The sequence below is a fragment of the Streptomyces sp. NPDC001056 genome (assembly GCF_053598955.1).
The window spans coordinates 12,903-31,727 of the sequence record NZ_JBSFLI010000035.1 but is presented as its reverse complement, the minus strand read 5'-3'; the positions used below and the strand labels follow the sequence as shown (position 1 = coordinate 31,727).

Below are 18,825 nucleotides of genomic sequence, written 5' to 3'. Positions count from 1 at the left end.
CTCGCTCGACGACTCCGCGCAACCGTTTTGCACATGATCCACCCGGCACCCCACGGCCTGGCAAACCATCTGCTCTGGAAATGCGAAAGAAGCTGACATGGCCTCCTCGACGTCCAGTGTCATCACCCTGCACATCAACGGCGAGAAGTTCACACTGCCCGTCGACCACCGCACGACCCTGCTCGACGCCCTGCGTGAACGCCTCACCCTGACCGGCACCAAGAAAGGCTGTGATCAAGGGCAGTGCGGTGCCTGCACCGTCCTGTTGGACGGGCGCCGCGCCGTCGCCTGTCTGCAACTGGCGGTGGCCGCCGAGGGGCGGGAGATCACCACGATCGAAGGCGTCGCCGAGGGGGACCGGCTGCATCCCGTGCAGCGGGCCTTCCTCGAACTCGACGGCTACCAGTGCGGCTACTGCACCCCCGGGCAGATCTGTTCGGCGATCGGGGTCCTCCGGGAGCACGCGGAGGGCCGGCCGAGCGCCGTCACCGACGACATCCGGCCGGAGGCCGGACCACCCCCGCTGACCGCCGAGGAGATCCGGGAGCGCATGAGCGGGAACCTGTGCCGGTGCGGCGCCTACGTCGCCATCGTCGAGGCCGTGGCCCGGGCGGCGGCGGACGGCGCGACCGAGTCCGAGGAGGCCGTGGCATGAGGGAGTTCGACTACCGACGGGCCACCGACGTCGCGGGCGCCGTCGCCCTGCTCGGCGCCGACCCGGACACCCGCTTCCTGGGCGGCGGCACCAATCTCGTGGACCTGATGAAGACGGGCGTCGAACGCCCCACCCGGCTCGTCGACATCCGGGAACTCCCGCTCGACCGGATCGAGACGACGGACGGCGGCGGCCTGCGCATCGGCGCCACCGTCACCAACGCCGACCTCGCCGCCCACCCCGAGGTGCGCCGCCGCTACCCGGCGCTGGCCCAGGCGGTGCTGGCGGGTGCCTCCGGGCAACTGCGCAACATGGCCACGGTCGGCGGGAACCTGCTCCAGCGCACCCGCTGCGGCTACTTCACCGATGTCACCCAGCCCTGCAACAAGCGGATCCCGGGCAGCGGTTGCCCCGCCGTCGAGGGCGAGCACCACAACCACGCGGTCCTCGGCGCCTCCGACCACTGTGTGGCCGTACACCCCTCGGACATGGCCGTCCCGCTGGCCGCCTTCGACGCGGTCGTCCGGTACGAAACCGCGGACGGGCCGGGGGAGTTGCCGCTCGCCGAGTTCTACCTGCCGGTCGGTGACACCCCGCACCGCGAGACCGCCCTGCCGCCCGGCGCGCTGATCACCGGCGTCGTCCTGCCGCCCGCGCCGGTCGCGGCCCGCTCCCGCTACCGCAAGGTGCGCGAGCGCGCCTCGTACGCGTTCGCCATCGGCTCCCTCGCGGCCGCGCTGGACGTCCGGGACGGCGTCGTGCACGAGGCGCGCCTCGCCCTCGGCGCGGTCGCCTCCCGGCCGTGGCGGGCCCTGGCCGCCGAAGCCGTGCTGACCGGGGCGCCGGCCGGACCCGACACCTACGCCGCCGCCGCGGACGCCGAACTGGCCGCGGCCCGACCGCTGCCGCACAACGGATACAAGGTGACCCTGATGCGCAACCTCGTCGTGGCCGTGCTCACCGAACTCGCCGAGGAGGCCGCCCGATGACCACCGCCACTACCACCGAGACGGAGACCCGCGCGCCGTCCGTCGGCACCGCCCGCACCCGTGTGGAGGGCGTGGAGAAGGTCACCGGAGCCGCCCGGTACGCGGGGGAGATCCCCTTCGCCGGCCTCGCCCACGGCTGGCTGGTGCTGTCCACGGTCGCCCGCGGCCGCATCAGCGCACTCGACACCGACGCGGTCCTCGCGATGCCCGGCGTCCTCGCCGTCCTCGACCACCGCAACGCGACGCGCCTGAACACCGACTTCCCCAGCCTGCTGGGCATGCGGCCGGACGCGACCTGTGCCGTCTTCCAGCACGACCGGGTGCCGCATCTGGGCTGGCCGGTGGCGCTCGTGGTGGCCGAGACCTCCGAACAGGCCCGGGAGGCCGCCGAGTCGCTCGTGGTGCACTACGAACCCGAGCCCCACGAAACCGACTTCACGGCCGGGCACCCCGACGCCTACCCGCTGGACGGCGTCATGCCCGCGGTGACGCAGAAGGGCGACATCGAGGCCGAACTCGCCGCCTCCGCAGTGGTGGTGGACGCCGAGTACACCACCCCCGAAGAGCACCACAACCCGATGGAACCGCACGCGGCCACCGCCCACTGGGACGACGGCCGCCTCGAAGTGGTCGACTCCAACCAGGGCGCCACCTGGGTCGTGGGCGACCTCGCCAACCTCTTCTCGCTCGACCCGGCCACCGTGCGGGTGCGCTCCGAACACGTCGGCGGCGGCTTCGGCAGCAAGGGCGTGCGCGCCCACCAGGTGGCCGCCGTGATGGCCGCGGGCGTGCTCGGGCGCCCCGTACGAGTGGTCATGACGCGCCGTCAGATGTTCACGCTGGCCGGCCACCGCAGCCCCACCGTCCAGCGGATCAGGCTCGGCGCCGACGCCGACGGACGACTGCGCGCCCTGGAGCACCGCGCCCTCAACCACACCTCCACCGTGTACGAGTTCGTGGAACCGAGCGCCGGGGTGGCGCGGGTGATGTACGACGCCGACGCCCACCGCACCGAGAACCGCGTGGTACGGCTCGACGTGCCGAGCCCGACCTTCATGCGCGCCCCGGGCGAGGCACCGGGCTCGTTCGCGCTGGAGTCGGCGCTGGACGAACTCGCCGTCGAGTGCGGGCTCGACCCGATCGAACTGCGCCTGCGCAACGACGCCGTGCGCGGACCGGTCTCGGGCCTGCCCTTCGCGGGCCGCCGGCTGGCCGACTGCTTCCGCGAGGGCGCCCGCCGGTTCGGCTGGGCCGGCCGCGACCCGCGCCCCGGGGTGCGCCGGGACGGCCGCTGGCTGCTCGGCACCGGCACCGCCGCGGCCTCCTTCCCGGCGGGCGCGGCACCCTCCACGGCGACCGTGACCGCCCACCCGGACGGCGACTTCACCGTCCGGATCGCCGCCGCCGACATCGGTACCGGGGCCCGTACGGCCCTCACCCTGGTCTCCGCCGACGCGCTGGGCGTCGCCCCCGAGCGGGTCCGGGTCCGCATCGGCGACAGCGCCTTCGGACCGGCGATGATCGCCGGTGGCTCCATGGGCACCCGCTCGTGGTCCTGGGCGGTCAAGGCGGCGGCCGAGGAACTGCGCGAGCGGCTCGCCCTCGGCGCCGACATCCCGGCCGAGGGGATCACGGTCCGGTCGGACACCACCGCGGCCGTCGGCGCGCTCGCCGCCGCCGAACGGCACTCCTTCGGGGCCCAGTTCGCCGAGGTGGCCGTGGACGTCACCACCGGCGAGGTGCGCGTGCGGCGGATGCTGGGCATCTTCGCGGCGGGCCGGATCATCAACCCGCTCACCGCCCGCAACCAGCTACTCGGCGGCATGATCTGGGGCATCTCGATGGCCCTGCACGAGGAGGCGCTGCGCGACCGCGCCTCGGGCGGCCTCGTCGGCGCCGACCTCGCCGGCTACCACGTGGCCACCCACGCCGACGTGCCGCGCATCGAGGCCGACTGGATCGAGGACCCGGACCCCGACGACCCGGTCGGCATCAAGGGCATCGGCGAGATCGGCATCGTGGGCGCCGTGGCCGCCGTCGCCAACGCCGTATGGCACGCGACCGGCACCCGCCACCGCCGGCTGCCGATCAGCCCGGACCGCGTGCTCGCGGCGGGAGCGCCGGATGCTTGACCTGGCCGCGGAGCTGGCCCGATGGGTGGACGAGGGAAGGGAGTTCGCCGTCGCCACCGTGGTGTCCGTCGGTGGCAGCGCCCCGCGTGAGCCCGGTGCCGCCCTCGCCGTCGACCGCGCGGGCACCGTCATCGGCTCGGTCTCCGGCGGCTGTGTCGAGGGCGCGGTCTACGACCTGTGCCAGGCGGCGCTGGAGAGCGGGCGGAGCGTGGTCGAGCGGTTCGGGTACAGCGACGAGGACGCCTTCGCCGTGGGGCTGACCTGCGGCGGCGTGATCGACGTCCTGGTCACGCCGGTGGGCGCGCAGGCGCCCGCCAGGCCGGTCCTCGCCGCGGCCCTCGCGCTCGCCGCCGGGGGAGCGCCGGCGGCCCTCGCGCGGGTCGCCCGCGGCCCCGACGACCTCCTGGGCCGGGCCCTGCTGGTGCACCCCGACGGCGCGCACGAGGGCACGCTCGGCGGCCACGCCGACCTCGACCGGACGGCGGTGGCCGAGGCGGGGGCCCTGCTGGAGGCGGGCCGCACCGGCACGGTGGAGATCTCCGCGGACGGCTCGCACTGCCCCGGTGGCCTCACCCTGCTGGTCGAGTCCGACGTGCCGCCCCCGCGGATGATCATCTTCGGGGCGGTGGACTTCGCCGCGGCGCTGGCGCGGGCCGGCAAGTTCCTCGGCCACCATGTGACCGTCTGCGACGCCCGTCCCGTCTTCGCCACGCCGGCCCGCTTCCCCGACGCCGACGAGGTGGTGGTCGACTGGCCGCACCGCTATCTGCGGCGCACCGCGACCGACGCGCGGACCGTGCTGTGCGTGCTCACCCACGACGCGAAGTTCGACGTACCGCTGCTCAAGGTGGCCCTCGGCATGCCGGTGGCGTTCGTCGGCGCGATGGGCTCGCGGCGCACCCACGAGGACCGGGAGCGGCGGCTGCGCGCGGAGGGCGTGAGCGAGCGGCAACTGGCCAGGCTGCGCTCGCCGATCGGCCTCGACCTGGGCGCCCGTACGCCCGAGGAGACCGCCCTGTCGATCGCGGCGGAGATCGTGGCCGCCCGGCGGGGCGGCACCGGCACCCCGCTGACCGGCGGGCGGGCGCCGATCCACCGGGACCGGCCGCCCGCCGTGGCGGGGGTGTGAGCCCGGGTCGACGAGTACAGTGGAGACGGCTGTTCGTCGATCGATGAATCACTGCTCCGGCGAAGGGCAGGACCGCGATGGACACGGTGGAGAGGACCACGTGCTGTGTGGTGGGCGGCGGCCCCGCGGGCATGGTGCTCGCGCTGCTGCTGGCCCGCTCCGGCGTCGAGGTGACGGTGCTGGAGAAACACGCCGACTTCCTGCGCGACTTCCGCGGCGACACCGTCCACCCCTCCACCCTGGCCCTGCTGGACGAGCTGGGCCTGGCCGAGCGGTTCGCCCGGCTGCCGCAGCGCCGGGTGCGCACCGTCCGGTTGCCCGTCGACGCCGGCCGCCCGCAGGTCACCGTCGCCGACCTGTCGGTGCTGCGCGGCCCCTACGACTACATGGCGATGGTCCCCCAGTGGGACCTCCTCGACCTGCTCGCCGACGAGGCCCGCCGCGAACCCTCCTTCCGCCTGCGGATGAACACGGAGGCGACCGGCTTCCTGACCGAGGCGGGCCGGGTCGCCGGGGTGCGCTACCGCACCGGCGACGGCCGCACCGGCGAGCTGCGCGCCCCGCTCACCGTCGCCTGCGACGGCCGCGGCTCGCTCGCCCGCACCCGGCCCGAACTCGGACTGCGCGGCTTCGACTGCCCGATGGACGCCTGGTGGTTCCGGCTGCCGCGCCGCGAGGGCGATCCACGCGGACTGGTCGGCGGCGCGGGCGACCGCTTCCTCGCCGCGATGATCGACCGCGGCGACTACTGGCAGTGCGCCGCGCTCATCCCCAAGGGCACCGACGGCAGCCGCCGCGCCGCCGGACTCGACCGGTTCCGCGCCGAGTTCACCGCCGCCGTGCCCTGGCTCGCCGACCGCGCCGACGCCCTGCGCTCCTGGGACGAGGTCAAACTCCTCGACGTACGCCTGGACCGGCTGCGCCGCTGGCACCGCCCCGGACTGCTGTGCATCGGCGACGCGGCCCACGCCATGTCGCCGGTCTTCGGTATCGGCATCAACCTCGCGGTCCAGGACGCCGTGGCCACCGCCCGCCATCTCGCCGGACCGCTGCGCCGGAACGCCGTGCGCGAGCGCGACCTGCGCGGGGTGCAGCGCCGCCGCCGGCCCACCACGGTCGCCACGCAGGCGCTCCAGCGGCTGGCCCACGCCCGCGTCATCCGCCCCGTGCTTGAGGGCCGGCCGCCGCTCGGCGACGCGGACCGGGCCCGGCGGGTCGCCCGTCTGCTCGCCGGGTCACGGCGGCTGCGGCGGTTGCCCGCGTACTTCATCGCGTACGGCGCCCTGCGCGAGCGGCCACCCGCGGCGGCCGTGCGGAAGGCGGGCCGCGCCGGGGGCGGACGTCCGGACCGCGGTACGCCGGGCGAAGGGAGAAGTAACCCCGGGTAAGCAGGTGAAACCATAACGATCTTGGCGAAGGACTTGTGCGATCGGCGGACGCCCCTAGCCTCCCTGCATGGCTTTTCTTTCAAGTCGCCGCCGAAGAACGCGTCTGGCCCCGGAGTTGGACGATCAGGAGCTGGGCAGACTTCTCAAGTCCCTGAGGGCGACGACCAGGACGGGCACGATCGCGACGACGGACCTGTGCGCGGCGCAGATCACCCGCCTCCTCGACCAGGACCCGGGCGACTGGGACCGCCGAACCCACCGGATCGACGTCCTCGCGGGCTTTCTGACGGAGTCACACCTGCCCCGCTCCTGGGTCGCGCGCGAGCCGCGCAGCGCCGACGCGCTCGTGCTGCACGCCTGGACCCAGGTGGCCGACGCCCGCGCCCAGGGCCGCCCGGAGGACGCCTCCGAGGCCACCGACCTCTGTCTGCGGGCCGCCGAACTCGCCCCGGACGACCCCACCCCCTGGGTCGCCCTGCTGGCGGTGGCCCGCCTCCAGCGCTGGGAGCAGCCCCAGGCGTTCGGCGTGTGGAACGAGGTGCTCGCCCGCGACCGCTGGAACCGCGAGGCCTACCTCAGCATGCTCGGCTACCTCAGCCCCGAGGAGGGCGGCTCACGCATCCAGGTGCTGGATTTCGTGGACAGCCTGGCCGCCCGCATGCCCGCGAACGCGCCCTGCGCCGGCATCGAACTCACCGCCCAGGTCCTGCAGTACCACTCCGTCCTCGGCCGGGGCGGATTCGAGGCCCTGGTGGCCCGCAACCACTGGTCCCACGCCATGGCCGCCCAGGCCCTCGACCGAGTGGCCCACACCTGGCCCCAGCCGGGATTCCTGCGCCACGCCAGGGCACTCGCCGACCTCAACCTGCTTGCCTACGCCCTGATGGCCGCCGACCGCCGCCGCGACGCCGCGCCGGCCTTCGAGGCCCTGGGAGGCATCGTCACCTTCTGGCCGTGGAACACCGGCGGCGAGCCGCTCGCGGAGTACGAGCAGGCGCAGCGCAGGGCGACCGTCGGCCTGTGATCAGCGGCGTCCCGCCTGTGATGTCCCCCACCCGCCCTTGCCGTCGTAGGGAAGGGCTACCTAAGTTCGTGTGTATGTCCGCGTATGACCCCACCCAGCCCGCCCAGCCCGCCCAGCCGGTCGAGTTCTCCGTCGACCTCACCGCCCACGAGATGCTCCGGCGCGCCCACGTCATGGACGCCGTCGGTCCCACGTGGGACCCCGTCAAGGCGCTGCGGGACGAGGACGCCGCGCACGAACTGCTCTACTCCGGCCTCGACGCGGAGCAGCAGCGCATCTACGACGAGCTGGCGGCCGCCGGTGTGCTGCCCGAGCGCGGAGACGGCCGTGCTACCGCTTGATCCCCAGGCGGACATCGGCCGTCGCGCCTGGGTGACCTGCCCCAACTGCGCGGACCACCGCGGCTGCGCCACCTGCGAGGAACGCCGCAGGTGCACCCGGCACTGGCGCTACCTGCTGTCGAACACCGGCAGCATGCTCCACCTCCAGTGCCCGACCTGCACCCATGTCTGGGACCACGAGACCGGCTTCGGAGCCGGCCGCGGCCGCCCGGACCGGGCGGCGGACGACCGCTGAGGCCGCCGGTGCCGCGGGGGCGCTGGTGGTTCCTGTGGGCCCCGGGGCCCACGTGGGGCCTGCGGCGCCTCCGGGTGGCCCGGTTCAGGCCGCGCGGGTGAAGAGGGGCAGGTAGCCGAGGGACTGCCCGGAGGCGTTGGGGTGGTACGACTCCGTGAGGTCCAGCACCTCGACGCTGCGCAGCCACGGCCCCGCAGAACAGATCTCGTGCCCGGTGAACGCGGTCCGGGCGTCGGCGAACGCGAACCCGTGGCCGGTGGCGTGCCGGGCGATCATGCCGTCCAGGTGGTCGATCGCCGCGTTGAGCGCGGCCCGCTCCGAGTCTTCGAGGCCGCGCGAGCAGCTGCCGTGGAGCTGGTAGAAGTGCGGATACCCGAGCACCACGACGCGGGCGGCCGGCGCCTTGCTGCTGATGGCCGCGTAGAGCCGGTCCAGGTTCGCCGGCAGCGTCTTGTCGACGTAGTCGCGCGCGGTGGCGATGGCGCTGAGGCACCCGGTGGTGCCGGGCAGCGCGCACAGCCCCATCACCTTGGCCCAGCTCGCGTCACTGCCGCCGGCGGTGATGCTGACCAGGTCGGTACGGCCGCTCAGCGCGCCGAGCTGCTTGGTCAGCACGTCCCCGGTCTTGGCGCCGTTGCAGGCGGCGAAGGCGAAGGACGAGGCGTGGGCCGCGGCCCACAGCGCGGGGTAGGCCCGGCTGCTGCGCAGACAGTTCGCGCCCTCGGTGAGGTAGTCGCCGGCGCCGACGCCGGCCGAGTAGGAGTCCCCGAGGGCCACGTAGTCCAGGGCCGCCCTGTTCGGCGCCGCAGGCGCGGCGGCGGGACCGGCGAGGGTGCAGGCGCCCGCGAGCAGCACGGCGGTGGCCCAGGACTGGATGCGGAACGGTCTCATGCCTCCCGTTTATCGCGGAACCACGACCCCGCCGCCTCGTTACGGTCCGCCATGTTGACAGAGCGTCCCGCCGATGCGCCCGCGCGAGCGCCTTGGCGCGGAAGGCCGCGGTTCGGCGTCACGGGCCCGGCCATGACGCTTCTCCCTGGCCGGAGTTCACCCGAAGGGACGTCACTCGTACGGCTGTACGTCCATGGAAAAGGCAAGGAGCGCGCACTCCCTGCCACTCTCAACGTATAGCCGGTGGGGGGCCTTGCGGCAAGCCCCCTCCCGTCCCGCACAATCTCCGGCCTGGACGGCGAACCGCTGGTGGGGCGCCTGGGTACGTGAGGGACTCTCATGATCGACGTGATCATCGCGGGCGGCGGGCCGACCGGCCTGATGCTGGCCGCCGAGCTACGCCTGCACGGCGTCCACACCGTCGTGCTGGAGAAGGAGACGGAGCCGACCAAGATCGTACGGGCGCTCGGCCTGCACGCGCGCAGCATCGAGGTGCTGGACCAGCGCGGCCTCCTGGCACGCTTCCTCCAGCGGGGCGAGAAGCACCCGCTCGGCGGTTTCTTCGCCGGCATCCCCAAGCCGACGCCGCGGGGGCTGGACACCGCGCACGGGTACGTCCTCGGCATCCCGCAACCCGTCACCGACCGTCTGCTGGCCGAGCACGCCGGGGAACTGGGCGCCGAGCTCCGCCGCGGCCGCGAACTGGCCGGGCTGAGCCAGGACGAGGACGGGGTCACCGTCGAACTGGCGGACGGCACACGGCTGCGCTCGCGCTACCTCGTCGGCTGCGACGGCGGCCGCAGTACGGTGCGCAAGCTGCTCGGCGTCGGCTTCCCGGGCGAGCCGTCCCGGGCCGACACGCTGCTCGGCGAGGCGCGGCTGACGGCCTTGCCGCAGGAGGTGGCCGACGTGGTGACCGAGGTCCGACGGACCCAGCTGCGGTTCGGCGTCGGACCGCTCGGGGAGGGCGTGTACCGCTTCGTCGTACCGGCCGACGCGGTGGCCGAGGACCGCGCCGTCCCGCCGACCCTCGAAGAGGTACGACAGCGGTTGCGGGCGGTGGCCGGCACCGACTTCGGCATCCACGCGCCGCGCTGGCTCTCCCGCTTCGGCGACGGCACCCGGCAGGCCGAGCGCTACCGGGTCGGCCGGGTCCTGCTGGCCGGCGACGCGGCGCACGTCCACCCGCCGATAGGCGGACAGGGGCTCAACCTCGGCATCCAGGACGCGTTCAACCTCGGCTGGAAACTGGCGGCCGAAATCGCCGGCTGGGCGCCGCGGGGGCTCCTCGACACCTATCACCGCGAACGCCACCCCGTCGCCGCCGACGTGCTCGACAACACCCGGGCCCAGATGGAACTGGTCTCCCTCGAACCGGGAGCCCGGGCGGTGCGCCGGCTGCTGGCGGAACTGATGGACATCGAGGAGGTGAGCCGCCGTCTGACGGAGAAGATCATCGCGACCGGCATCCGCTACGACGTCGGCGACGGCCACGACCTGCTCGGCCGCCGCCTGCCGGACATGCCCCTGAAGCGGGGGCGCCTGTACGGGCTTCTGCACCAGGGCCGCGGTCTGCTGCTCGACCGGACCGGGGGCCTCTCGGCGACCGGCTGGGCGGACCGGGTCGACCATGTCGTCGACGGCAGCGACGAACTGGACGTCCCCGCCGTACTCCTCAGGCCCGACGGCCACGTGGTCTGGGCCGGCGAGGACCCCTCGGACCTCGCCGCCACACTGCCGAGGTGGTTCGGCGCGCCCACCACGTCACTCCGCTAGGAGTTTCCGGGCACGTGCGGCCCGGTCCGCCGGCGGACGCCGCAGCCCGGGGCGAACCGGCCCCCCTCCTCCCGGACCGCCGCACTCACGTCATGGACCCGCGCCCTCGGCGGCGCGAGGAGAGCACGGGCCTCGGTGCGCACGGACGTGCCGAGCACGGGGGAGCCCTGGCCCCCGAACCCCGCTCCCGCAAAGGGGATGTGCACGGGGTCCGGCCGGCGGCCCGAGCCCGATGCCCGCGCGGTCAGACGGCTTTCTCCTCCGCGGCCCTGAAGTAGTGGCCCTCCGCCAGATCGGCGAGGAGGCCGGGCCCGGTCGGCTCCCAGCCGAGCAGGGTGCGGGTGGCGGCGCTCGACGCGGCGGCGTCGAGGCCGACGAAGCCGCTCATCCAGCCGAAGTGCCCGGCCAGGTCCTCGGAACCGATCGAGGCCGTCGGCAGGTTCAGCCGGCGGCCGATCACCTCGGCGATCTCGCGGAGCGGCAGGCCCTCCTCGGCTGCCCCGTGCAGCACCGTGCCGGCCGGGGCCTTCTCGACCGCGAGACGGAACAGCCGCGCCGCGTCCAGCCGATGGACGGCAGGCCACCGGTTGGCACCGTCGCCGGGGTAACCGGAGACGCCTTTCTCCCGCGCGATGCCGACGAGGGAGGCGATGAAGCCGTTGTCCCCGTCGCCGTGGCAGGTGGGGGAGAGCCGCACCACGGACGAGCGCACACCGCGCTCCGCGGACGCGAGCACGGCCTGCGCGGTGATCCCCCGGATCAGGATGGGCGAGTCGCCCTCGGTCACCGGCATGTCCCGCTCCGTCGCCACCCGCCCCGGCGCGAGCCCGGCCAGGCCGGACGCGAGGACGAAGGGGCGGTCGCTGCCGGTGAGCGCCTCCGTGAGGACGTCGACCGCCCTGCGGTCGGCCTCCGCGGCGCTCTGGAAGCCGCCGGAGAAGGCCACGTCGTGCTTGAAGGCGAGGTGGATCACCCCGTCCGAATCGGCGGCCGCGGCACCGAGCACGTCGAGATCGTCCAGGCTGCCGCGGACGACCTCCGCGCCGACCGCGGTGAGCGCGTCGGCGGAGGCGTCGGAACGGGCCAGGCCCACGGCCTGATGACCCGCGCCGATGAGTTCCGGAACGACGGCCGAACCGATCCAGCCCGACGCCCCGGTCACGAAGATGCGCATGAGAGATCCCCAGACAGTTTGATGTCAGTTACTGACATCGACGCTAGCACTGATGTCAGTCGATGTCATCGCGTAGGATGCGGGTCATGGGCAGATGGGAGCCGAACACGCGCGAGCGCCTGGCGAAGGCGGCGCTGGACCTGTACGGCGAGCGCGGGTTCGAGCAGACCACCGTGGCGGAGATCGCCAAGAGCGCCGGACTCACCGAGCGCACGTTCTTCCGGCACTACGCCGACAAGCGCGAGGTCCTGTTCGCGGGCGCCGTCGAACTTGAGCAGCTGTTCGCGGGGGCGGTCGCCGACGCCCCGCCGTCCACCGCGCCGATCGACGCGGTGGCGCTGGGCCTGGACGCGGTCTGCGCGGTCTTCGAGGAGCGGCGCGAGTTCGCGCGCAAGCGCCATGCCGTGATCTCCGCGAACGCGGAACTCCGTGAGCGCGAACTGATCAAACTCGCCTCCCTCGCCACCGCCCTCACCGAAACCCTCCGAGGGCGCGGTGTCCCCGAGCCGGCCGCCAGCCTCACCGCCGAGACCGGCGTCGCCGTCTTCAAGGTGGCCTTCGAGCGCTGGATCACCGCCGACGAGACGCGTCCGCTGGTCCAGCTGGCGCGGGATTCGCTCAAGGAGCTCAGGGCGGTGGCGATGGGGAACGGCCGGTCGGGACCATGCCGGGCCGCCGGCATCAGTGAACCGTCCAGGTAGGTCAGGTGCGGTCCCGTCGGGGAGGGCGGCGCCAAGCGCTGTGCCGGTGGTGCGGCGGAGGCGCCGGCCGCGGGTGCGGCGGCGGCACCGGCCGGCAGGGCCGCCGCGAGAGCGCAGAGTGCGGCGATCACGCAGGCGAGGAACGTCCGGAGCCCCGTGATCCCCCGGCGGACGCGCGGGTGTGAATCGGTCATGGTCCAAGAGTGACGGCTCGTCACCACCCGTACATCAGGGACCGGCCCCGGTCTTTCCCCTCGGGGTATCCGTAGGGGATTCCGGGACCTCCGGGGCACACCCCGCGTCCCGTCACTCCCGCGCGCCTCCCACCCCCGCAGGCGGGGCCCCCGTGACCGCGGCGCCGTACAACGCGCGCACGGCGGCGCCGAAGTACGCGCTGTACGAGACCTGCGGTGTGTCGCCACCCGTGTGGTACCCGCCGATCACCCCGACCACCGCCCAACCGCCGGGCCACGGCACGAGCATGGGGCCGCCGCTCGTGCCGCCGACGAAGGCGTCACAGGCGATGCGCGCGAAGGTTCCCGGGTCGGCCGGATCGTCGCTGGTCCACCTCGTGGTCCGGCTCCAGCACTCCAGCGGTTTCTCCGCCCCCGCCGGATAGCCGATCATCCGTACCGGCGCGTGGTAGTACCCCGTCCCGGTGAGCAGCAGCACCCCGCCGACCGCGTCCTGCAACGGCGTGCCGTCCTGGTCGGGTTCGGTGACCGCGAAGCCGAAGTCGTATGCGGCGCCCGTGTGTTCACCCAGGTCGTAGTACTGCTGCGGGACGTAGACGCCGTTCGCCCTGACGGGGAAGATCCCGTAGGGCTTGACCCCGTCGTGGTATCCGGGAACGAAGGCCAGGCGGCGCTGCGGGGCGGTGCCGGAGTAGCCCTTCAGGCAGTGGCCCGCGCTGAGGACCAGGTCGTGGCCGGGGCTGCGGACGACGGAGCCGCTGCACGTACGGCCGGTGCCCTGGGCATCGGTCCAGAAGAAGGTGCCGGCCTGCGGGATGCCGTCGAAGCTCCGGCTGGGCGGAATGTACTCGCCGGGGCGGGGGCCGTCCACCGCGGGGGTGGGGGCCGGGCCCGCCGCGGCGCCCGTCGCCGTGTCGGCGGGCAGCGCGGCCGTCATACGGGCCGCTGTCCAATAGGCGTCGAGCCGGGCGGCGACCGGGTTCGGCCCGGCCGTCGCGCCGTTCGCGGAGGCCGTCGCGGCCGTACCGCCCGACAGCAGCAGAGCGGCCGCGCAGACCGCGAGGCGGCGAAGACCAAGGACGTTACGCACCGTCAGTTTCCTTCGGGGCAGAGGAACATGACGGCTCACCCTAGGGCGGGGACGGTGGCCGCGGAAGAAGGCGCCGCCGAAGAGGGCCGCGTCGACCGCTGTGCGCCCCCGGCGGCCAGGCGATCAGCCGAGCAGGGCCGGGCCGGGCCGCGCCGCGCCGAGTCGGCCGAGTGGGAGGAGCCGGGTCGCGCCGCACCGCACCCTGCTCCACCCCCACCCAGCCGGCGAAGGGGAGCGCCGCCGGTGGCGAATCCACGCAGACGGCAAATGCGAGGAATCGAGCTGAATGGGTACATTCTGTACAGGTGCATTTACGTGGCGCGTGAGCGTCACAGCCCGCCTCGGGGGCTCTGACCAGCATGTTTGCGGGCTCGGCGAGCAAGGGCCTCCGGCCCTGCTGACCATTGGTCGAAGGGATGCCGGTTATGAACGAGGACACGAGGAGCCTTCACCCGGAGCAGCCGCCGCCGGGGGCGGTCCCGCCCGGGGGAGCGCCGCACGAGGCGGCTCCGCGCGCGTCGGCCTGGGCCGATCCCGCCCCCTTGGGCCTGGCAGCCTTCGCCCTGACGACCCTGCTGCTGTCGATCGTCAACACCAACCTGCTGAAGGAGACCGCGGGTATCCTGCCGGCTCTGGGCCTCGCCGCGTTCTACGGGGGTCTCGCCCAGTTCGCCGCGGGACTCATGGAGTTCCGCCGGGGCAACACCTTCGGCGCGACGGCGTTCGTCTCCTTCGCCGCCTTCTGGCTGTCCTACTGGTGGATCGCGCCGCGCGTGGCGCTCGCCGGTGACGCGCACAACGCGCTGGGCCTGTTCCTGCTCGGGTGGGCGATCTTCACCGCCTACATGACCGTGGGCGCCCTGCGCGTCAGTCTCCCCGTGCTCGCGGTGTTCGTGCTGCTGACCCTGACCTTCCTCTTCCTGGCCATCGGGTCGTTCCAGGGCGGCGCCGGGTACGCCATGACCGAGGTGGGCGGCTGGTTCGGCATCTTCACGGGGCTCGCCGCCTGGTACGCCTCGGCGGCCATCGTCATCAACGAGACGCACGGGCGCACCGTGCTCCCCGTCGGTCCGATCCGGACCGCGCAGGGCGAACGGGTGCGCCACGACGAGCGATCCGTCTGACGAGGACGTCGTACCCTCCCGGCCGCCACCGCCACCGCCACCGCCACCGCCACCGCCACCGCCACCGCCACCGCCACCGCCACCGCCACCGCCACCGCCGCCGCAGGCGGCGGCGGGCCCGGGACAATGGCCCGCATGAGCGAGGACAAGGACGATGCCGAAGGCCGCCTGGCCAGGATCGAACGGCTGCTGCAGAGCGGCGAACGCGAACTGGTTCCGGCGTGGCGCCGGGCGACCCGGGGCGAGACGCGCTGGGCCGTGACCACCGTCATGCTGGCGGCGGTCGCGCTGCAACTGGTGCTGCCGCACCGACTCGTTCTCCTGCGGCCCGTCTGGGTCCTGCCGGTGCTCGAACTGGTCCTGCTCGCCGCCCTGGTGGCGGGCAACCCCCGGCGGGTCGAGCCCAGCACGGTGTGGTGGCGGTGGCTGGGGCTGGCCCTGATCGGGGTCATCAGCCTGGCCAACGGCTGGTCGGCGGCCCGGCTGGTGTGGGACCTGGTGCAGGGCGTCGGCGGCCGGGACGCGGTGCCGCTGCTGCGGGCCGGCGCCGTCATCTGGTTCACCAACGTCATCGTCTTCGCCCTGTGGTACTGGGAGTCGGACCGCGGCGGACCGATGGCCCGGGTGCGCGGGCAGCGGCAGTACGCCGACTTCCTCTTCGTCCAGATGCAGAGCCCGGAAACGGCGCCCCCGGACTGGGAACCCGAGTTCCTCGACTACCTGTACCTCTCGTTCACCAACGCCACCGCCTTCAGCCCGACCGATGTGATGCCCCTGTCCAGGTGGTCCAAGATGCTGATGATGCTGCAGTCCTCGGTCTCCCTGGTGACCGTCGCCCTTGTGGTGGCCCGCGCCGTCAACGTCCTCCAGTAGGCCGACGCATCGGCAAGTGGGCGGTCACTCCGCCAGGCGGGCGGACATGGCGTCCGGCCGGGACGGCCGGGAGGTGAGGCCACCGGTTCCCCGGTGGCCTGTCCGCGGCCGCAGCCCCGCCGAAGCCTCCGGACGATCACGCACCGTCGGAATCGGCCCGGCGACATCACGTAAAACGCCTCTCACCCGATCGGTGGACGGTTCGGCTCGCCGTGTCCGGGGAGAGTGGGGTGGGGCACATGATGCGTCCGCAGAGGTGAGAGCCGTACACCGGCAGAAGACCAGAATTGCATCGTTCGTTTTCTTGAACCCCTCGTGTTTATGAGAGTAGGTTCGGCTCCATGACCGCCTCCCCGACTCCGACCACCGCCGAGGAGCTCCGCGGTGCCGGCCTGCGCGTGACGGCGGCTCGCGTCGCGCTGCTGGAGACGGTCCGGGACGGCGACCACCTCGGCGTCGAGGCGATCGCCTCCGGGGTCCGTGACCGCGTGGGCCATATATCCCTGCAAGCCGTCTACGAGGCTTTGCACGCGCTGACCGCGGCGGGTCTCGTGCGCCGCATCGAGCCGGCCGGCCACCCGGCCCGGTTCGAGGGGCGCGTGGGCGACAACCATCACCACATCGTGTGCCGGTCGTGCGGGGCCGTCGTCGACGTCGACTGTGCCGTCGGCGAAGCGCCCTGCCTGACCGCGGCGAACGACTGGGGCTTTGCGATCGACGAAGCCGAGGTCGTCTACTGGGGCTTGTGCCCCGACTGTTCCACCGGCCGCAGTTCCTGAGCACTGGTTCCGCTTAGTTCGGAAGGATTGCCATGACTGAGAACCACGACGCGATCGTCACAGACGCGAAGTCGGAGGAGGGGAGCGGTGGCTGCCCCGTCGTTCACGACCGGGCCGCACACCCGACCCAGGGCGGTGGCAACCGTCAGTGGTGGCCGGACCGGCTCAACCTGAAGATCCTCGCGAAGAACCCGCCCGCGGCCAATCCGCTGGGCGAGGAATTCGACTATGCCGAGGCGTTCCGGAGCCTCGACCTTCCGGCGGTGAAGCGGGACATCGAGGAGGTGCTCACCACCTCGCAGGACTGGTGGCCCGCCGACTTCGGTCACTATGGCGGTCTGATCATCCGCATGGCCTGGCACGCCGCCGGCACCTACCGCATCAGCGACGGCCGCGGCGGCGCCGGCCACGGCCAGCAGCGCTTCGCCCCGCTGAACAGCTGGCCCGACAACGTCAACCTGGACAAGGCCCGCCGTCTGCTGTGGCCGGTCAAGAAGAAGTACGGCCAGAAGATCTCCTGGGGCGACCTGATGGTCCTCGCCGGCAACGTGGCGCTGGAGTCCATGGGCTTCCAGACCTTCGGCTTCGGCGGCGGCCGCGTGGACGTGTGGGAGCCGGAGGAGGACGTCTACTGGGGTCCCGAGACCACCTGGCTCGACGACCGCCGCTACACCGGCGACCGCGAGCTGGAGAACCCGCTCGGTGCCGTCCAGATGGGCCTGATCTACGTCAACCCGGAGGGCCCGAACGGCAACCCGGACCCGCTGGCCGCGGCCCGCGACATCCGCGAGACGTTCCGCCGCATGGCGATGAACGACGAGGAGACCGTCGCCCTGATCGCCGGCGGCCACACCTTCGGCAAGACCCACGGCGCCGGCCCCGCCGACCACGTCGGACTCGACCCCGAGGCCGCCGGCCTGGAGGAGCAGGGCCTGGGCTGGAGGAGCACCTACGGCACCGGCAAGGGCCGGGACGCCATCGGGTCCGGCCTTGAGGTCACCTGGACGTCCACCCCGACCCGGTGGGGCAACGGCTTCTTCGACAACCTGTTCGGCTACGAGTGGGAGCTGACCGAGTCCCCGGCCGGCGCCAAGCAGTGGGTCGCCAAGGACGCCGAGCCCACGATCCCCGACCCGCAGGACCCGTCCAAGAAGCGTCTGCCCACGATGCTCACCACGGACCTCTCCCTGCGCTTCGACCCGATCTACGAGCCCATCTCCCGCCGGTTCCACGAGAACCCGCAGGAGTTCGCCGACGCCTTCGCCCGCGCCTGGTACAAGCTCACCCACCGCGACATGGGCCCGAAGTCGCTGTACCTCGGCCCCGAGGTCCCGGAGGAGACCCTGGTCTGGCAGGACCCGCTGCCGGAGCGCGAGGGCGAGCTGATCGACGACGCGGACATCGCGGCGCTCAAGGGCAAGCTGCTCGACTCCGGTCTCAGCGTCGGCCAGCTGGTCACCACCGCATGGGCCTCCGCGTCCACCTTCCGCGGCAGCGACAAGCGCGGCGGCGCCAACGGCGCCCGCATCCGCCTCGCCCCGCAGCGCGGCTGGGAGGTCAACCAGCCCGACGAGCTGGCCCAGGTGCTGCGCACTCTCGAAGGCGTCCAGCAGGACTTCAACGCCTCCTCGGGTGCCAAGAAGGTCTCGCTGGCGGACCTGATCGTCCTCGGCGGTGTCGCCGCGGTCGAGAAGGCGGCCAAGGACGGCGGCTTCGAGGTCCGGGTGCCGTTCACGCCGGGCCGGGTGGACGCCGGCGAGGAGCACACCGACACCGAGTCCTTCGAGGCGCTGGAGCCGACCGCGGACGGCTTCCGCAACTACCTCGGCAAGAGCAACCGGCTGCCGGCCGAGTACCTGCTGCTCGACCGCGCCAACCTGCTCACCCTCAGCGCCCCCGAGCTGACCGTGCTCATCGGCGGCCTGCGCGTGCTCGGCGCCAACCACGCCCAGTCCCAGCAGCTCGGTGTCCTCACCGAGACACCCGGCGTCCTCACGAACGACTTCTTCGTCAACCTGCTCGACATGGGCACGACCTGGAAGGCGACCTCCGAGGACCAGACCACCTTCGAGGGCCGCGACGCCGCGACGGGCGAGCTGAAGTGGTCCGGCAGCCGTGCCGACCTGGTCTTCGGTTCCAACTCCGAGCTGCGCGCTCTCGCCGAGGTCTACGCGAGCGACGACGCGAAGGAGAAGTTCGTGAAGGACTTCGTCTCCGCGTGGGACAAGGTCATGAACCTGGACCGGTTCGACATCGCCTGACCCCATCGGTCCGGCCGGGTCCATTCGATCCGGCCGGACCACTGAGCCGATGTCCGGGCCCCTGCTGGA

At 73.1% G+C, this 18,825-nt stretch carries 17 protein-coding genes; 14 read left to right on the top strand and 3 right to left on the bottom strand.

Going from position 1 to position 18,825, the window contains the following annotated elements:
- Positions 1–97 precede the first annotated feature (97 nt).
- From ACWDD7_RS30820 to ACWDD7_RS30785, 8 genes are all read left to right on the top strand, one after another.
- Complete coding sequence (locus ACWDD7_RS30820) at positions 98–655, top strand: 2Fe-2S iron-sulfur cluster-binding protein (protein WP_351870198.1); 558 nt, start codon at positions 98–100, stop codon at positions 653–655.
- The gene (locus ACWDD7_RS30815; RefSeq protein ID WP_450459816.1) at positions 652–1,644 is read left to right on the top strand and encodes an FAD binding domain-containing protein; all 993 of its coding nucleotides are present in this window, start codon (positions 652–654) and stop codon (positions 1,642–1,644) included. Before ACWDD7_RS30820 ends, ACWDD7_RS30815 begins: the two co-directional genes overlap by 4 nt.
- Complete coding sequence (locus tag ACWDD7_RS30810; protein ID WP_450459815.1) at positions 1,641–3,776, top strand: xanthine dehydrogenase family protein molybdopterin-binding subunit; 2,136 nt, start codon at positions 1,641–1,643, stop codon at positions 3,774–3,776. The genes ACWDD7_RS30815 and ACWDD7_RS30810 overlap by 4 nt, the downstream gene beginning before the upstream one ends.
- On the top strand, positions 3,769–4,905 hold the full coding sequence (locus tag ACWDD7_RS30805; protein ID WP_450459814.1) for an XdhC family protein: 1,137 nt from the start codon (positions 3,769–3,771) through the stop codon (positions 4,903–4,905). The genes ACWDD7_RS30810 and ACWDD7_RS30805 overlap by 8 nt, the downstream gene beginning before the upstream one ends.
- Positions 4,906–4,991: 86 nt before the next feature.
- Positions 4,992–6,293, top strand: coding sequence for an FAD-dependent oxidoreductase (locus ACWDD7_RS30800; protein ID WP_450459843.1), 1,302 nt, complete (start codon positions 4,992–4,994; stop codon positions 6,291–6,293).
- Positions 6,294–6,360: 67 nt separating this feature from the next.
- The gene (locus ACWDD7_RS30795; RefSeq protein WP_450459813.1) at positions 6,361–7,317 is read left to right on the top strand and encodes a hypothetical protein; all 957 of its coding nucleotides are present in this window, start codon (positions 6,361–6,363) and stop codon (positions 7,315–7,317) included.
- Positions 7,318–7,391: 74 nt separating this feature from the next.
- Complete coding sequence (locus ACWDD7_RS30790; protein WP_450459812.1) at positions 7,392–7,658, top strand: DUF6400 family protein; 267 nt, start codon at positions 7,392–7,394, stop codon at positions 7,656–7,658.
- Positions 7,645–7,893 (top strand): hypothetical protein, encoded by a 249-nt coding sequence (locus ACWDD7_RS30785; protein WP_351870181.1) that lies wholly within the window; start codon positions 7,645–7,647, stop codon positions 7,891–7,893. Before ACWDD7_RS30790 ends, ACWDD7_RS30785 begins: the two co-directional genes overlap by 14 nt.
- Before the next feature lie 84 nt (positions 7,894–7,977).
- Here ACWDD7_RS30785 and ACWDD7_RS30780 read toward each other — a convergent pair whose 3' ends face one another.
- Entirely contained in the window at positions 7,978–8,784 is an 807-nt protein-coding gene (locus ACWDD7_RS30780; protein WP_351870178.1) for an SGNH/GDSL hydrolase family protein, read from the bottom strand.
- 339 nt (positions 8,785–9,123) lie between these two features.
- Between ACWDD7_RS30780 and rox the strand changes: the two genes are divergently transcribed.
- Complete coding sequence (rox, locus tag ACWDD7_RS30775) at positions 9,124–10,560, top strand: rifampin monooxygenase (protein ID WP_450459811.1); 1,437 nt, start codon at positions 9,124–9,126, stop codon at positions 10,558–10,560.
- 244 nt (positions 10,561–10,804) lie between these two features.
- Here rox and ACWDD7_RS30770 read toward each other — a convergent pair whose 3' ends face one another.
- Positions 10,805–11,734 (bottom strand): SDR family oxidoreductase, encoded by a 930-nt coding sequence (locus ACWDD7_RS30770; RefSeq protein ID WP_351870173.1) that lies wholly within the window; start codon positions 11,732–11,734, stop codon positions 10,805–10,807.
- A gap of 86 nt (positions 11,735–11,820) precedes the next feature.
- On the opposite strand from ACWDD7_RS30770, the gene ACWDD7_RS30765 reads away from it, so the two are divergent.
- A complete protein-coding gene (locus ACWDD7_RS30765; RefSeq protein WP_450459810.1) occupies positions 11,821–12,435 on the top strand; it encodes a TetR family transcriptional regulator in 615 nt (204 codons plus the stop codon).
- Between the two features lie 306 nt (positions 12,436–12,741).
- Here ACWDD7_RS30765 and ACWDD7_RS30760 read toward each other — a convergent pair whose 3' ends face one another.
- Complete coding sequence (locus tag ACWDD7_RS30760) at positions 12,742–13,719, bottom strand: trypsin-like serine peptidase (protein ID WP_450459809.1); 978 nt, start codon at positions 13,717–13,719, stop codon at positions 12,742–12,744.
- A gap of 425 nt (positions 13,720–14,144) precedes the next feature.
- On the opposite strand from ACWDD7_RS30760, the gene ACWDD7_RS30755 reads away from it, so the two are divergent.
- From ACWDD7_RS30755 to katG, 4 genes are all read left to right on the top strand, one after another.
- Positions 14,145–14,843: an acetate uptake transporter gene (locus tag ACWDD7_RS30755; protein ID WP_351870166.1), complete on the top strand. Its 699-nt coding sequence runs from the start codon at positions 14,145–14,147 to the stop codon at positions 14,841–14,843.
- Positions 14,844–14,978: 135 nt separating this feature from the next.
- Positions 14,979–15,716 (top strand): hypothetical protein, encoded by a 738-nt coding sequence (locus tag ACWDD7_RS30750; RefSeq protein WP_351870163.1) that lies wholly within the window; start codon positions 14,979–14,981, stop codon positions 15,714–15,716.
- A 341-nt stretch (positions 15,717–16,057) separates the two neighbouring features.
- Entirely contained in the window at positions 16,058–16,495 is a 438-nt protein-coding gene (locus ACWDD7_RS30745; protein WP_351870161.1) for a Fur family transcriptional regulator, read from the top strand.
- A gap of 32 nt (positions 16,496–16,527) precedes the next feature.
- The gene (katG, locus tag ACWDD7_RS30740; RefSeq protein WP_450459808.1) at positions 16,528–18,756 is read left to right on the top strand and encodes a catalase/peroxidase HPI; all 2,229 of its coding nucleotides are present in this window, start codon (positions 16,528–16,530) and stop codon (positions 18,754–18,756) included.
- The last annotated feature ends 69 nt before the right edge of the window (positions 18,757–18,825 follow it).